The organism is Pasteurellaceae bacterium RH1A (genome assembly GCA_012221805.1).
Classification (GTDB): domain Bacteria; phylum Pseudomonadota; class Gammaproteobacteria; order Enterobacterales; family Pasteurellaceae; genus RH1A.
In genome coordinates this window covers 1,367,156-1,382,237 of record CP015195.1, presented here as the reverse complement: position 1 = coordinate 1,382,237, position 15,082 = coordinate 1,367,156, and the positions used below count along the sequence as shown (strand labels likewise).

The window sequence follows — 15,082 nt, the reverse complement described above, 5'->3', positions numbered from 1 at the left end:
CAATCTAGATTTATCTGGCCAAGACCTCCCTTTTCCCTCGGCTATCGGCACTGGAAATCACGCCCTCGGCCTCCATTTGATCGATGATGCGGGCGGCTCGGTTGAAGCCTAGGGAGAAGCGGCGTTGGATGCCGCTGATGGAGGTGACATTGCTTTCCACCACAAATTCGACAATTTCATCAAAGAGCGGGTCTAAATCGCCGCCTTGATTGCGGCCGTCACTGCCCTCGCCTTCCTCAGAGGAAGCTGTGATGCTGTCTAAATAATTCGGTTTGCCACGGGCCCGCCAGTCGTCTGCGACTTTTTGCACGTCTTCATCGCTCATAAAAGCCCCATGCACACGGATAATTTCTGGGCTGCTGGCACCTGAATAAAGCATATCCCCTCGGCCAAGCAGGCTTTCTGCTCCGCCCTTGTCCAAGATGGTGCGGGAGTCAATTTGGCTAGACACCGTAAAAGCAATCCGACTTGGAATGTTGGCCTTAATTACCCCTGTGATTACATCGGTTGATGGCCGTTGGGTGGCTAAAATCAGGTGGATACCGACCGCACGAGCCTTTTGGGCAATCCGCATAATATGCTCTTCCACCTGCTTGCCTGCGGTCATCATCAGATCGGCAAATTCATCCACAATCAGCACAATGTAGCTAAGTTTTTCTAGTGGTGGCGGGAAGCTGTCCATGGAGTCGCCTGGCCGCCAGAGCGGATTGGGAATCGGATAATTCATGGCCTCGGCCTGGTCGATCTTGTCGTTATAGCCTTCAATGTTACGCACAGCCAAATGCTTGAGCAGCTGGTAGCGGCGTTCCATTTCCTCCACCGCCCAACGCAGGGCATTGGCCGCCTGTTTCATATCTGTCACCACTGGTGTGAGCAAGTGAGGAATATCATCATAAATGGAGAGTTCCACCACTTTAGGGTCGATCATAATAAAGCGAACCTGCTCTGGGCTGAGCTTGTAGAGCAGGCTCAAGATCATGGTATTGACCCCAACCGATTTACCGCCACCCGTTTGGCCAGCTACCAAGAGATGGGGCATTTTGGCCATGTCCACCACCACAGGCTTGCCGCTGATGTCCTTGCCCAAGGCCATTGGCAGGGTGGCCGTGGTATTGCGGAATTCTGGGCTGTCTAGCACATCCCGCAGCCAAACGGTTTCACGGTGAGCGTTGGGGGTTTCAATCCCCATGTAGGGCTTGCCTGGCACCACTTCGGTGATACGAATGGCCTTGAAGACCAAGGCACGGGCCAAGTCCTGATCTAAATTCATGATTTTAGAGGCCTTGGTGCCGGCGGCAGGCTGGATTTCATAGCGGGTGACCACAGGGCCGACCAGGACATCTTCCACCGTAGCCTTAACGCCGAAGTTGGCCAACTCCTGCTCAATGCGCTGAGAGGTTTCTCGGATCTCCTGCTCGGTAATAAGTTGGCTCTGGGCTGGAGCCTGCTTGAGCAAGTTCAGGGTTGGCAGGGGCGTGCTGGGCTTTTCCAGCTTCTTGTGTTGCTGCAAAAGCGGGTGAATGAGGGTGTCGCCATAGCCCTGGGTGGGGTAAGCGGTCTGTTTGGGTGGATTTTTTGCAGGTTCAGCGGCTGGTGCCAGTTTAACCTTGGGTGCTTCAAATTCCTCAGGGGCTTGGAGGATGGTTTGGAAGGCATCATCCAGGCCTTGGGCCTTGGCACGGGCTTCCATTTCTCTTAGGCGGGCGGCCTCGGCCTCTTGGAACTGGCGGGCTAATTCTGCCTCCTGCTCTTCTTCGCTCAACTCTTGCACCTCTTCAACAAAGGCAGGTTGGTTGAGTTTGATATGCGGATTGGTAAAGTCTGGCACTCGTTCTGGCTGAGGCGGGACGACCACTTGCTCAACTTTAACTTCCTCGTTTTCATCGGTGCTTTCCACCGGTGCAAGAGGGTTGGCCTGGGTGTTCAGGCGAATGGTTGGCAGCACAAGGGCCTGCGGCTCGCTTTCGACTTGCTCAACCAGGGGCTTGGTGCCAGCTAGATTGACTTGAGGCAGGCTGCTTGGCTCAAGCTGGATATTTTTGGTTTCATTTAAGAAGACTTCTGGGGCGATCAGGCCTGTTGGTTCTGGTTCTTCGGTCTTCAGGCCGATAATGTTGGGGCGGCTGAAACGGCTAACATCGGTTAGAGCTTGATCAGGGCTGGTTTCTTCTTCCTCGTTTTCTTCTTTTTCATTTGCAAGAATTTGCGGATTTTCAACCGCTTGTTGGGGAGCTTGGCTCTCTTGAGCAGCTGTTTTCGGATCGGCCATCACCCATTGGTAGAGCTTGTTGCCCAGTAATAAGAGGCTGGCGCCTGAACAGAAGTAAAAGCCCAGGCAGGTTAGGATCATGGCCACCAAGAGTGCGCCAAAAAGGCCAATCAAGCCTTCTAAGCTGGCAATAAAAATGCCGCCGATAAAGCCGCCTGAAAGGTAGTAAGGGGTAGGCGATAAAATCCCCGCTGACAGGCCTGCCAGGCCGACAATCAGGGAGGTAAAGCTCAATAGGCGGAGCAGGCATTGCAGGCCGCTGTAGTGGGGGCGTTTGAAAACAAGCCAGTAAAGAGGCAGGCCAGCCATAAGCAGGGGCACTAAAAAGGCCACCTTGCCCAGCATGGCATAAAGCAGATCGATAGCCCAAGCCCCAAAGGCGCCTGTGCGGTTAAGCACACTTGAGGTGGCATCGCTGGCCACCGTCCAACCCCTATCCAGCGGGCTGTAACTAAGCCAGGCCAGGGTTAGATAAAGGCCAAAGAGGCTGATAAGGAGCAGGCTAAATTTAATAAAATGGTTTTTACCGGTTAATTTTTCAATCACACGCAATCCTTAGGCTGATGTTACTTCAAAGAAAAGAAAGCCTGTATTATAACCATTTATAAAAAAACAGGCAGACTTTTTAGTCTGCCTGGGGGGATTTTATGGGAATTTATTGGCTTTTCTTCTTAAAGAGTAAAACCAAGCCCGCCATCACCGCACCCGTGGTAATAAAACCAGCCAGGGCGGATTGGCTAAAGCCTACCACCAAATAGCCTAGTACAGTGGCAAAGGCCACTAGCATAGAATAAGGCAGCTGGGAGTTTACGTGATCCATGTGGTTACACTGGGCGCCAGTGGAAGACAGAATAGTCGTATCTGAAATTGGTGAGCAGTGGTCTCCACAAATGGCGCCGGCCATCACGGCAGACAAGCAGGGTAAAAGCAGGCTTGGATCAGCATTTACGGCCATGGAGGCGGCAATCGGCAACATAATACCGAAGGTTCCCCAGCTAGTACCTGTTGAGAAGGCCATGGCAGCCGCTAGCACAAAGAGAATGGCTGGCAGGAAGGCTGGGTTAATGTTGCCAGCAACTAAGGTTGAAAGGTATTTGCCAGTTTGCATATCGCCCACGATGGCGTTGATGGTCCAGGCGGAGAAAAGAATGAGGATGGCACCCGACATGGATTTGGCACCAATGGCCCAGGATTTGAGGTAGTCGGCCAGGCTGACTTTTCCATCCACCAAAATGCAAAGGGTGAGCACGGCCAAGGCACTGACGCCGCCCACGACAAGTGAGATCCCAACCGTGGTATTTTCAAAGGCACCGAGAACATCAAAGGGTTTGCCATCTGCGGCCAAGGCCTGATTACCCGTGTACATCATCATGGCAATGGTGCCAACAATCAAGGATACAACAGGGAAAACCAAGTTGCGCACCTTGCCTTCTACAGACAGATCCGCTGCTTCTGTTTCCTTGGTTTCGGCATTTAGGGCCTCTTGTTCAAAACGAGCCATAGATCCAATATCAAAGGAAGAATAGGCCACCACAAAGACCAAGATCATGGCGAAAATGGCGTAGAAGTTCATAGCACTCATGGCCATAAAGGCACCCAGTGGCGAGTAGCCTGTAATGGCGTGAGTGGTCATCAGGCCTGCAACCAGGGTGATGATATAGGCTCCCCAGCTAGAAATGGGCATCAACACGCACATTGGGGCGGCGGTGGAGTCCAAAATATAGGCTAATTTGGCACGGGATACCTTGAATTTATCGGTCACTGGGCGGGCAATGGCGCCAACCGCAAGGCTGTGGAAGTAGTCATCAATAAAGGTGATGAAAACCAGGCAAGCAGCCATCAGTTTGGCTCCTCGTCTGCCCTTAATCCGTTGTTGGGCCCAGTTGGCAAAGGCCTGGTTGCTGCCAGAAAGGCTTAAAAGTGCGGTTAAAGCACCCAGTAATAAAAGGAAGAGAATAATATTGACGTTATTGGCATTGAGGCTTCCCTCCTCAAGATTATACACCAAGGACACCACGGTATTTTTAATATAAACCGCCGCATCAAGCAGGTTCCATTGGGTCAGCATAATGGCGCCGACTAAAATACCAATACTCAAGGACAAAATGACCTTACGGGTAAAAATAGCCAAAATAAGGGCTAACAAGGGCGGGACAACAGACCAGGCCGATGTAGAAAAATCAACTAAATTCATAAAACCTCTAAAATTGTTTTGTGGAAAATATTGAAGTCAAACAAGGAAGAGATCTACTGAATATATTTACAGAAGCAAATAAGAAGGAGGGATAAAAGAAAAGACCCAGCCTAACAGTAGCGCAACACAATAAAGCTATTGTGACAGTGCCGCACCTTTCGGACACGACCCCAACCAATTAAGATGACGCTTAATTGATTTCGGCAAATACCCCTTTCAACTTTCTTCATCGTTATCCACTCAGAAAAATTTACTTATGATATTTGCACCTCTACAAATTGTAGGACGACATAAGATTACCTCAAGTGTGGATTTTTGCCAAGTGGCAAATTGAGAATTTACTTTTTATGGGCGTATTGGTACAACCTGAACAAATATTTGCATTTTTCTGTTTACAAAAAAATAGATTAAGTTAAGATATTCAGGCTTCCCTCTGTGGGGGAATATATTTTAATTTACACCTTTAACAGGAGAAAACAATGTCTGAAGTTTTAAAAACATTATCTAATATTCGTAGCCTGCGTGTTATTGCTCGTGAAGCCAGCCTTGAGCAAATGGAAGCCTTACTTGAAAAAGTCACCATCGTGGTTGAAGAAAAACGTGAAGCCGTAAAAGTACAAGAACTTGAAAAAGCCAAATACCTTGAAAACCTCAATAAGTATAAAGCCATGTTAGCCGCTGACGGTATTTCTGCCGAAGAATTAGCTGCCCTACTAGGCGGAAATCCAGAACAAAAAACAAGAAAGGCCCGTGAACCACGCCCAGCCAAATATAAATTCATTGATGAAAACGGCCAAGAAAAAACCTGGACAGGCCAAGGCAGAACCCCTCGCGCCCTACAAAAAGCCTTAGATGCAGGTAAATCTCTTGCTGATTTTGCCATCTAATTTGGAATACGCTTGAAGATAAAGCCCATTGATTGGGCTTTATTTTTTTAATAAGGACGCAGTATGCTTGAAAATAAAATTCTCTTAACCGAATGCCCAGACGATACGGGCCTTGTCGCTAAAATCACCAATATTTGTTATAAACACCAGCTCAATATCATTAAAAACAGTGAGTTTGTAGAAAATGAAAACCGCCGCTTTTTTATGCGGACTGAATTACAAGGCATTTTTAATGATCAAACCCTCCTAGCCGATTTAAAAGCTGCCCTGCCCCAAGGTTCTCAATATCAATTAGTGGCTGAAAAACGCAAACGCATTGTTATTTTAGTCACCAAAGAAGCCCACTGCCTCGGCGATATTTTAATGAAGACCTATTACGGCGGCTTAAATGTGGAAATTGCGGCCGTTATTGGCAACCATGATAATTTACGCAGCTTAACAGAACGCTTTGATGTGCCTTTTCATTTGGTCAGCCATGAGGGTCTAAGCCGTGTGGAGCATGATAAATTATTGGCCGAGAAAATTGACCAATATGCACCAGATTATATTGTGCTGGCCAAATATATGCGAGTGCTGAATCCTGAATTTGTGGCCCGCTACCCAAACCGTGTGGTCAATATCCACCACTCCTTCCTGCCGGCCTTTATCGGTGCCAAGCCTTATCAGCAGGCCTTTGAGCGAGGGGTAAAAATCATTGGTGCCACCGCCCACTTTATCAATAATGAATTGGATCAAGGCCCGATTATTATGCAAAACGTTATCAACATCGACCACACCTACACGGCTGACGCCATGATGAAGGCCGGCCGTGATGTGGAAAAAACCGTGCTTTCTCGAGCCTTGGATTTGGTCTTGGCCGATCGGGTTTTTGTTTATCAAAACAAAACCATTGTGCTTTAATTTTCTAGCATATTTAGCACTTGCATAAAACGGTTGCTGAGCTTGTCGAAGCATAAGTTTTGTGCGAGTGCTAAATTCACCTAATGCTTCGACAAGCTCAGCAACCGTCTCACCATCACTTCCAGTTTTATATATTTTTCAAATTTGCGAATTGGTTCACAATTTTAACCGCTTGTGCTTGCAAAATTTAACAATTACTCGTATAAATTGAACATTTTTGCAAACACACTGATCAAGAGGAAATTTCCATGATGTTTAATCATATCCAAGCCGCCCCCGCAGACCCAATTTTAGGTTTAGGCGAAGCCTTTAAGGCCGAAACCCGTGCAGGAAAAATCAATCTGGGCATTGGCGTCTATAAAGACGCCCAAGGCCAAACCCCGATTGTCAAAGCGGTTAAAGAAGCAGAACGCCGTTTATTTGAACAAGAAAACACCAAAAACTACCTGACCATTGACGGCATTGCCGATTTCAATGCTCAAACCCAGGCCCTGCTCTTTGGTGAAAATGCCGATGTTATCAAGGAAAAACGTGTCAAAACCGCCCAAAGTTTAGGTGGAACAGGCGCTCTTCGCATTGCAGCGGAATTCATCAAGCGCCAAACCAGTGCCAAAAACGTCTGGATTTCCAGCCCAACCTGGCCAAACCACAATGCTATTTTCAATGCAGTAGGCATCAACATCAAAGAATACCGCTACTACAACAAGGAAACCAAGGCCCTAGACTGGGACAACCTCTTGGCCGATCTTAGCCAAGCAGAAGCGGGCGATGTGGTGCTGCTACACGGCTGCTGCCACAACCCAACAGGGATTGACCCAACCCCAGAACAATGGCAAACCCTGGCCAACCTGTCTGCCGAAAAAGGCTGGTTGCCGCTCTTTGACTTCGCCTACCAAGGCTTTGCCAACGGCCTAGAAGAAGATGCCTTGGGCTTACGCACCTTTGTGAAAAACCACCGTGAAATCTTGGTCGCCAGTTCTTATTCTAAAAACTTCGGCCTCTATAACGAGCGTGTAGGTGCTTTCACTCTGATTGCAGACAATGCCGAAGTGGCCAACAATGCCTTCAGCCAAGTGAAAAGCATCATCCGTGTACTCTACTCCAACCCATCTTCCCACGGAGCCAGTGCCGTGGCAACCGTCTTGGCTGATCCACAACTCAAGGCAGACTGGATTGCAGAATTAGCCGAAATGCGTAACCGCATTAAAACCATGCGGGCCAAATTTGTTGAGTTACTCAAGGCCAAGGGTGCAAACCAAAACTTTGACTTTATCATCGCCCAAAACGGGATGTTCTCTTTCAGCGGCCTAAGCCCAGAACAGGTGGACAGACTAAAAGATGAATTCGCCATTTATGCGGTACGTTCAGGCCGTATCAATGTAGCAGGCATCACCGAAGCCAATATTGATCAGCTTTGTGAAGCCATTGTGAAGGTGCTTTAATCCCCCTTGCAAGCGGGTAATCGCAAGAGAAATTTTGCAAGTCGCTTGAGGGAAATCAATATAGTCCAAGGCCAAGTTTAAACACTTGGCCTTTTTTCTAAAATTATGCTCAAAACCCCTATTTGTAGCTAGACAAACGTTTGCGTCCCCGCTAGTATCTAGCCATATTTTCACATCATGATAACAAATAGGAAAACTTATGAAAAAATCTCTCTTGGTCGCAGCCCTTTTGGCCCTCCCCTCTTTTTCTTTTGCCCAAACAAATGCCCTTGTTTTACAAACTGACTTTAGCCTTAAAGACGGTGCGGTTTCTGCCATGCAGGGCGTGGCCTTTGGGGTGGATCGAGATCTAAAAATGTTCGATCTCACCCACGAAATCCCGCCTTACAACATTTGGGAAGCCGCCTACCGCCTCTATCAAACCGCCACTTACTGGCCAGCTGGTACAGTTTTTGTCAGTGTGGTCGATCCTGGTGTCGGCACTGATCGCAAGTCTGTGGTACTCAAAACCAAAACAGGCCATTATTTCGTCAGCCCAGATAACGGCACCCTGACCCTGGTGGCCGAGCATTTGGGTATTGAGGCCGTGCGTGAAATTGATGAGGCCACCAACCGCCTAGAAGGCTCTGAAAAATCCTACACCTTCCACGGCCGTGATGTTTATGCCTACACTGGGGCAAAATTGGCTTCCAACAAAATTAGCTTTGAGCAAGTGGGTAAAGAACTGCCAAATGAGGTTGTCGAAATTGCCTACCAAAAGCCTGTGCTAGAAGAAGGGGTACTGAAAGGTACCATTCCTGTCTTAGACATTCAATACGGCAATGTTTGGACCAATATCGACAGCCAACTCTTAGAACAAGCCGGCATTGCCAAAAACAGCGATGTTTGCGTAGAAATTTCTGAAAAAACGGAAGAAGGGGCCAAGGTGCATTTCACGGGTAAAATGCCCTATAAGAGCAGCTTTGGTGATGTAGAAGAAGGCAAGCCGCTTATGTATCTCAACAGCCTGCTCAATGTGTCCTTTGCTCTGAATATGGAAAGCTTCGCCGAAAAATACAAGATCAAGTCTGGTGCCCAGTGGACAGCTATCGTTAAATCTTGTGCCAAAAAGGCTGAATAAGCCGCTTACAACCTCTTCTTTAATAGCCCTGTTTTACCCCGCAGGGCTTTGTTTATTTCCTGTTCTCAATCTGCTCTAAAAATCAACTCTTTTAAGCAAAAAGGCCAATTTTTCTTCATAAAATTTGATCTATGTAACACTTTTGTTAAAAACTTGTGAAAATAACTTGTTTTCTATTTTTTGTGGGCTATTATTAGGAGGTCTTATTTCTATTTTTTAAACAAATTTTGTTTCAGGGGGAATTATGAGCTTTTTAGAATCATACCAAGCACATTGTGATGAACGGGCAGCACAAGGTATTGTGCCCTTGCCACTCAATGCCCAGCAAACCGCAGATTTAATTGAATTACTCAAAAATCCTCCTGAAGGTCAGGCTGAATTTTTGCTGGAACTCTTTAGCCAGCGTATTCCAGCAGGGGTGGATGAAGCAGCCTATGTTAAGGCCTCCTTTCTCACCGCCATCGTCAAAAACGAGGCCCAGTCACCACTGATTTCAGGCCAAGAAGCTATTCGCCTCTTAGGCACCATGCAGGGGGGCTACAACATTGAGCCACTTATTCAAGCCCTAGACAATCCTGAGCTTGCACCAGAAGCCGTTAAGGCCCTGTCCTATACCCTACTCATGTTCGACAGCTTCCACGATGTGGCCGACAAGGCCAAGGCCGGCAATGAATTTGCCCAGCAAATTATGCAGTCTTGGGCAGAGGCAGAATGGTTCTTGTCCCGTCCAAAATTGGCTGAAAAACTGACCCTGACTGTCTTTAAAGTAACGGGCGAAACCAACACGGACGATCTCTCTCCAGCCCAAGATGCCTGGTCACGCCCAGATATTCCGCTCCACGCCCTCGCCATGCTCAAAAATGAGCGGGATGGCATTGTGCCAGATGATGCAGGCAATATCGGCCCAATGAAACAAATCGAAGGCCTTAAAGAAAAAGGCTTCCCGTTGGTTTATGTGGGCGATGTGGTCGGCACAGGTTCTTCCCGTAAATCAGCTACCAACTCCGTCTTATGGCTGATGGGCGATGATATTCCTTTCATTCCTAACAAGCGGGCAGGCGGCGTGGTCTTGGGCGGTAAAATTGCTCCCATCTTCTTCAACACCATGGAAGATGCCGGTTCTTTACCGATTGAAGTGGATGTCAGCCAGCTCCACATGGGCGATGTGATTGATATTTACCCTTATGCTGGCAAGATCTGCAAACACAATTCTGATGAAGTTTTGGCCGAATTCCAGCTCAAAACCAACGTGCTTTTAGACGAAGTACGGGCAGGCGGCCGTATTCCGCTGATTATCGGCCGTGGCCTGACCCAAAAAGCCCGTGCCGCCCTTGGCCTGCCAGATAGCGATGTCTTTGCCAAACCACAAGCGGGTCAAAAAGACCAAAAAGTTGCAAAAGGCTACACCCTGGCCCAAAAAATGGTCGGCAGAGCCTGCGGCGTAGAGGGCATTCGGGCAGGCGAATACTGCGAGCCGAAAATGACCAGCGTGGGTTCGCAAGATACCACTGGCCCGATGACCCGTGATGAACTCAAAGACTTAGCCTGCCTAGGCTTCTCAGCCGACCTGGTGATGCAGTCCTTCTGCCACACGGCCGCCTATCCAAAACCAGTGGATATCGTCACCCACAGCACCTTGCCTGACTTTATCATGAACCGTGGTGGGGTTTCCCTCAAGCCTGGTGATGGCGTAATCCACTCCTGGCTCAACCGTATGCTCCTGCCTGACACGGTCGGCACAGGTGGCGACTCCCACACCCGCTTCCCAATCGGGATTTCATTCCCGGCAGGTTCTGGCCTGGTTGCCTTTGCTGCCGCCACAGGGGTGATGCCCTTGGATATGCCTGAGTCAGTGTTAGTCCGCTTTAAGGGCGAAATGCAAAAGGGCATTACCCTGCGGGACTTGGTTCACGCCATTCCATACTACGCTATTCAACAAGGCCTTCTGACCGTTGAAAAAGCAGGTAAGAAAAATATCTTCTCTGGCCGTATTTTAGAAATTGAAGGTTTGGAAAAACTCAAGGTCGAACAGGCCTTTGAGCTATCGGACGCTTCAGCCGAGCGTTCTGCGGCGGCCTGTACCATTAAATTAGACAAAGAACCGATTATCGAATACCTCAATTCCAATATCGTCCTGCTTAAATGGATGATTGCCGAGGGCTATGGCGATGTGCGCACACTGGAACGCCGTATTCAGGCCATGGAGGCTTGGATTGCCAACCCAGAATTGATGGAGGCCGACAGTGATGCTGAATATGCGGCTGTGATCGAAATTGACTTGGCGGAAATCAAAGAGCCAATCCTCTGTGCTCCGAATGACCCAGACGATGCCCGCAAGCTGTCTGAGGTGCAAGGCGACAAGGTGGATGAGGTCTTTATCGGCTCCTGTATGACCAATATCGGCCACTTCCGTGCCGCAGGTAAATTGCTCAGTCAATCCAAAGAGATGATCCCAACCCGCTTGTGGATTGCCCCACCAACCAAGATGGACGCTTCCCTACTCAGCGAAGAAGGCTACTACAGCATTTATGGTAAGAGCGGCGCCCGTATTGAAGTGCCGGGCTGCTCCCTCTGTATGGGTAACCAAGCTCGTGTGGCAGACGGGGCAACGGTGATTTCCACCTCCACCCGTAACTTCCCCAACCGTATGGGTAAGGGTGCCTTTGTTTACCTGGCTTCCGCTGAATTGTCTGCGGTCTGTGCCTTGTTGGGCCGTATTCCAAGTGTGGAAGAATACCTCAGCTATGTGGAAAGCCTGGATGGCGATAAGGACGATACCTACCGCTATATGAACTTCGACCACATTAACAGCTACACCCAAAAAGCCAATAATATTATTTTGCAAACTGCAGCTTAAGCTATGCAACACAATATCATCAGTCAATCGAAATAAGGAGAACTGACTATGCCAAAACTACATCCAACCTTAAAAGCAGAATTACAGCTTAGTGATGGACGTAAATTTAGCCTGCCTGTTTACCAAAGCAACCTAGGCTATGATGCCATTGGGGTGGAAGCCTTACAAAAAGAACAATTATTCACCTACGACCAAGGCTTAACCTCCACTGCCCTGTGCGAATCCAGCATTACCTATATTGATGGCGATGAAGGGGTGCTTCTCCACCGTGGCTACCCAATTGATGAATTGGCCACCCACAAAACCTACTTAGACACGGCCTACCTGCTCCTTTACGGTGAGCTGCCAACCCCTGAAGAATTTGAAGCCTTCCGCAAGGAATTGGTTTCTCACACCATGGTAAATGAACAATTTACCCGCCTCTTCCAAGGCTTCCGCCGTGACTCTCACCCAATGGCGGTCATGTGTGCGGCCAGTAGCGCCTTGGCGGCTTTCTACCACGACATCGTGGATAATTCCTGCCAAGACTCCCGTAACAAAACGGCCATCCGCCTTTTGGCGAAAATGCCAACCCTGGCTGCCATGTGTTATAAATACAGCATCGGCCGGCCGTTTATGTACCCGCAGTACAACCTGTCTTATGCAGGCAACTTCCTCTATATGATGTTCGCCACCCCTTGCGAGCCTTATGAGGTAAACCCTGTGCTAGAACGTGCCATGGACAGAATCTTCACCCTGCACGCCGACCACGAGCAAAATGCCTCTACCTCGGCAGTGCGTGGCGTGGCCTCCTCTGGCCCCAACCCATTTGCCTGTATTTCAGCGGGTATCGCCTCTCTTTGGGGGCCTGCCCACGGCGGGGCCAACGAGGCCTGCATTAAGATGCTAGAAGAAATCGGCACCAAGGATCGGATTCCTGAATTTATTGCGCGTGCCAAGGACAAAAACGATCCATTCCGCCTCATGGGCTTCGGCCACCGTGTCTATAAAAACTACGATCCACGAGCCAAGGTTATGCGTGAAACCTGCCACGAGGTCTTAAAAGAGCTAAACGTCAGCACCCCATTGCTAGAAGTAGCCATGGAGCTTGAACGCATTGCCCTAAGTGACCCGTACTTCGTTGAGCGTAAGCTCTACCCGAATGTGGACTTCTACTCTGGCATTATCCTGCAAGCCATCGGCATTCCAACCTCTATGTTTACGGTGATTTTTGCCCTAGCTAGAACTGTGGGCTGGATTGCCAACTGGAAGGAAATGCACGAAGAAAGCCTCAAAATTGTCCGCCCAAGACAAATTTATACGGGCGAAAAAGAAAGACATATTCAAGACTAGACTTGTCCTGAATCAAATGGCGAGAGAATACTTTAACGAGTATTCTCTCGTTTTTGTCTAGATTTGCAAAAAATTGCAGATTTTTAACCGCTTGTGCCACTCCAAACCACATAAAAGCATGAGTTTTGGCAGGATTTCGAGTAAAATTGCCCTAATTTTTGTTTAAAAGGGATACCCATGGAAAAAATCTGGTTTGATAACTATCCGCCCCAGGCTGAAAGAGAGCTTGACCTCAATAAATATGAATCGCTATTGGCCATGTTTGAAGCGGCTGTGCAACGCCACCCTGATATGCCGGCCTACATCAACATGGGGCAGGTTTTAACCTTCCGCAAGCTGGAAGAACGCAGCCGTGCCTTTGCGGCCTACCTACAAAATGAATTACGCCTTGAAAAAGGCGACCGTGTGGCACTTATGATGCCCAACCTCCTACAATACCCTATCGCCCTGTTTGGCGTCTTGCGTGCAGGCCTGGTGGTGGTGAATGTTAATCCGCTCTATACCCCGCGTGAATTAGAACACCAGCTTAACGACAGCGGTGCCAAGGCCATTGTGATTGTGTCTAACTTTGCCGCCACCTTGGAAAAAGTCGTTTTTGACACCCAAATTAAGCACGTTATTTTAACCCGTATGGGCGACCAACTTTCCTTTGGCAAACGCACCTTAGTCAATTTCGTGGTCAAATACGTCAAAAAGCTAGTACCAAAATACAAATTGCCTCATGCCGTCAGCTTCCGTGAGGCCCTCAGCATTGGTAAGCAACGCCAGTATGTGAAACCGACTGTTCTGCCTGAAGACTTGGCCTTCCTCCAATACACAGGCGGCACCACAGGCGTGGCCAAGGGGGCTATGCTGTCCCACCGCAATATTTTGGCCAACATCTTCCAGGCCAAATGGGTGGCCGAGCCGCTCCTAAGAGGCACCCGTGAACCCATCGCCGTGATTGCCCTGCCGCTTTATCACGTCTTTGCCCTGACGGTAAACTGCCTGCTCTTTATTGAATTGGGCGTAACCGGACTTTTAATTACCAACCCACGAGATATTCCAGGCTTTGTGAAAGAGCTACGTAAATATCCTTTTGTGGCCATTACAGGCGTGAATACCCTCTTTAATGCCCTGCTCAACAATGAGTATTTCAAAGATGTGGACTTCCGCCATCTCCGCCTTTCTGTTGGCGGTGGGGCTGCCATTCAGCGCGCAGTGGCCGCCCGCTGGCACCAAACCACAGGCAACCATATCATTGAAGGCTATGGTATGACTGAATGTTCGCCACTGATTGCCGCTACTCGAAACGACTCCACCGAATATTCAGGCTCCATTGGCGTACCTGTACCTAATACAGATATTCGTATTGTGGACGACAATGGCCATGATGTGCCTATGGGCCAACGAGGCGAACTCTGGGTTAAGGGCCCGCAAGTGATGCAGGGCTACTGGCAACGCCCTGAAGACACGGCTGAGGTTATCAAAGACGGCTTTATGGCCACAGGCGATATTGTCGAGATGGGCCAAGACCTCAATCTCCGCATTGTGGATCGCAAAAAAGACATGATCATCGTGTCAGGCTTTAACGTCTATCCAAATGAAATCGAAGATGTGGTCGCCCTCCACCCCAAGGTCAATGAAGCCGTGGCCATTGGCATTCCAAGCAAAACCTCTGGCGAAAGCATTAAGATTTACGTTACCAAAAAAGACGAAAGCCTGACCCGTGAAGAGCTGCGCAACCACTGCCGCCAGCACCTGACAGGCTATAAGATCCCACGGGACATCGAATTTAGGGACGAGCTGCCAAAAACCAACGTCGGCAAAATCCTCCGCCGCGTCCTGCGTGATGAAGAAATCGCCAAAATGAAAAAAGATTAAAATTTTTTCAAAAACCGTGAACTCCATCACAAAAGCAAGGTCTTACTAAGCAACTAGATGCTAATGCAGACGTAAGCAAACAGTTTTTTTCATTTCCTTAAGTAAGACCTCCGCCCGACAACCGCTTTTTTGGTGTCGGGCTTTTTTTATGGTTGGTTTTATCAGGTATGATCATATCTAGATTAGGCCAAAACAGGAGAGAGGAAATGGTGAAGTTG

At 48.7% G+C, this 15,082-nt stretch carries 9 protein-coding genes; 7 read left to right on the top strand and 2 right to left on the bottom strand.

The window, feature by feature from the left end; all coding sequences use genetic code 11:
• Positions 1 to 10: 10 nt before the first annotated feature.
• Positions 11 to 2,815: a cell division protein FtsK gene (locus A4G20_06455; GenBank protein ID QIW15997.1), complete on the bottom strand. Its 2,805-nt coding sequence runs from the start codon at positions 2,813 to 2,815 to the stop codon at positions 11 to 13.
• Positions 2,816 to 2,924: 109 nt separating this feature from the next.
• Positions 2,925 to 4,463, bottom strand: a complete 1,539-nt coding sequence (locus A4G20_06450) for a Na+/H+ antiporter (GenBank protein ID QIW15996.1) — start codon at positions 4,461 to 4,463, stop codon at positions 2,925 to 2,927.
• A 479-nt stretch (positions 4,464 to 4,942) separates the two neighbouring features.
• Between A4G20_06450 and A4G20_06445 the strand changes: the two genes are divergently transcribed.
• From A4G20_06445 to A4G20_06415, 7 genes are all read left to right on the top strand, one after another.
• Entirely contained in the window at positions 4,943 to 5,350 is a 408-nt protein-coding gene (locus tag A4G20_06445) for a DNA-binding protein H-NS-like protein (protein ID QIW15995.1), read from the top strand.
• A gap of 63 nt (positions 5,351 to 5,413) precedes the next feature.
• Positions 5,414 to 6,250 carry a formyltetrahydrofolate deformylase gene (locus A4G20_06440; GenBank protein QIW15994.1) on the top strand — a complete coding sequence of 279 codons (837 nt, stop codon included), beginning with the start codon at positions 5,414 to 5,416 and terminating at the stop codon, positions 6,248 to 6,250.
• Positions 6,251 to 6,501: 251 nt separating this feature from the next.
• Positions 6,502 to 7,692, top strand: a complete 1,191-nt coding sequence (locus A4G20_06435; GenBank protein ID QIW16869.1) for an aromatic amino acid aminotransferase — start codon at positions 6,502 to 6,504, stop codon at positions 7,690 to 7,692.
• A gap of 199 nt (positions 7,693 to 7,891) precedes the next feature.
• Positions 7,892 to 8,812: a DNA-directed RNA polymerase subunit delta gene (locus A4G20_06430; protein ID QIW15993.1), complete on the top strand. Its 921-nt coding sequence runs from the start codon at positions 7,892 to 7,894 to the stop codon at positions 8,810 to 8,812.
• Between the two features lie 241 nt (positions 8,813 to 9,053).
• Positions 9,054 to 11,669 (top strand): bifunctional aconitate hydratase 2/2-methylisocitrate dehydratase, encoded by a 2,616-nt coding sequence (locus A4G20_06425; protein QIW15992.1) that lies wholly within the window; start codon positions 9,054 to 9,056, stop codon positions 11,667 to 11,669.
• A gap of 48 nt (positions 11,670 to 11,717) precedes the next feature.
• Entirely contained in the window at positions 11,718 to 13,001 is a 1,284-nt protein-coding gene (locus A4G20_06420; GenBank protein QIW15991.1) for a citrate (Si)-synthase, read from the top strand.
• A 177-nt stretch (positions 13,002 to 13,178) separates the two neighbouring features.
• Positions 13,179 to 14,864: a long-chain-fatty-acid--CoA ligase gene (locus A4G20_06415; GenBank protein QIW15990.1), complete on the top strand. Its 1,686-nt coding sequence runs from the start codon at positions 13,179 to 13,181 to the stop codon at positions 14,862 to 14,864.
• Positions 14,865 to 15,082 lie beyond the last annotated feature (218 nt).

Coding starts and splice junctions, on each gene's coding strand:
- A4G20_06450 (QIW15996.1), bottom strand. CDS start 4,463: ATGAATTTAGTTGATTTTTCTACATCGGCCTGGTCTGTTGTCCCGCCC.
- A4G20_06445 (QIW15995.1), top strand. CDS start 4,943: ATGTCTGAAGTTTTAAAAACATTATCTAATATTCGTAGCCTGCGTGTT.
- A4G20_06440 (QIW15994.1), top strand. CDS start 5,414: ATGCTTGAAAATAAAATTCTCTTAACCGAATGCCCAGACGATACGGGC.
- A4G20_06435 (QIW16869.1), top strand. CDS start 6,502: ATGTTTAATCATATCCAAGCCGCCCCCGCAGACCCAATTTTAGGTTTA.
- A4G20_06430 (QIW15993.1), top strand. CDS start 7,892: ATGAAAAAATCTCTCTTGGTCGCAGCCCTTTTGGCCCTCCCCTCTTTT.
- A4G20_06420 (QIW15991.1), top strand. CDS start 11,718: ATGCCAAAACTACATCCAACCTTAAAAGCAGAATTACAGCTTAGTGAT.
- A4G20_06415 (QIW15990.1), top strand. CDS start 13,179: ATGGAAAAAATCTGGTTTGATAACTATCCGCCCCAGGCTGAAAGAGAG.